This is a genomic window from Holospora undulata HU1 (genome assembly GCF_000388175.3).
Classification (GTDB): Bacteria; Pseudomonadota; Alphaproteobacteria; order Holosporales; family Holosporaceae; genus Holospora; species Holospora undulata_A.
The window spans coordinates 1-1,130 of the sequence record NZ_ARPM03000001.1 but is presented as its reverse complement, the minus strand read 5'-3'; the positions used below and the strand labels follow the sequence as shown (position 1 = coordinate 1,130).

Below are 1,130 nucleotides of genomic sequence, written 5' to 3'. Positions count from 1 at the left end.
TCTCTTCACTATTACGGATCTCTCTACGGAGTGCCTCAGTCGTTCTGGCATTTGCATGTAATACTTGTCCCATAAACTTTTCTTCTATGAATTATTGTCTTCTTAATATACTCCATCATTCTATGGGATCAAACACTAAAGCCTGATCAAGGTGTTATTACGCCTCTTTTCATAAATCTAAGAGAGGTAGAGAATGGAATAGAATCTTGTAAAATGCAGTATAATTTTTCTACCTCCTTACTCTCCTGATTTGAATCCAATAGAAAAAATCTGGGCTAATATGAAGGGGGGGGATTGAATGCAATATACCATACTCCCCCTCACTTTTTTGAAGGGTCTTTAAAAGATCCGAAAGAGAGGCTATTTTATTAAAAATAAACAACAATGTTTAATGCAAATGAACCTCTCATCCTTAATAAATAAGATCATACTCCCCCTCACTTTTTTTCAGGTAGTTTAAAAAATCTCTGAAATCAAAGAATAAGAGTTTATCTTTGATCCACCTGAATCCCCTTGTGTTCTTGTGTAAGGGCCGTTATAGAAGCGTATAAAATAGCAACAGCGACAATGGTCATAAGTTTGGAAAATTTTCCAAACTCTTTCATATGGGTATGTCCCCTCTTTGTTTGTTTAGTACCCGGTCTTTATCTTAAGCAAATGACAAGGTGCTCATCTTTAATCTTTTTACCTACGATAAACCCCCTAGGATCATCCAGCATGTTGCAGATGGAGGCTTTCGTCCGTATTTAGGTGAGTAAAAAATCCTTCAAAGGCTTTTTAGAGGTGCCAAAGTTGGCCAATTGATTATCTTTTATACGGATAAAAAAGGGATCTTGTAGTCACACAAATAAGTCACACAAATAAGTCACACAAATAAGTCACACAAATAAGTGATCCAATCTTTTCCCACAAATTCGCGATCAGCTGAAAAGGAGAGAATTTTATCGACCCCAAAGATTTCCTAAAATTGGTTTAATAAACTGATGCGTGCTTGGGGGTGCGAATTTTCCTGGTGATCAAGCATGCTCCAAAACAAAGAAAATGAAATCTTTCCAACTCTAACAGCTAGTACGAGGCAATTGATATTCTGCGTTCCAAACTTCCAATTGGTGCCATCGAGCATTAAATGC

The 1,130-nt window shown here is 36.8% G+C and carries 1 pseudogene; it reads left to right on the top strand.

Annotated elements, in window-relative coordinates:
• Positions 1-161: 161 nt before the first annotated feature.
• Positions 162-298, top strand: a pseudogene (locus K737_RS11595) (transposase); the annotation flags it as partial.
• Positions 299-1,130 lie beyond the last annotated feature (832 nt).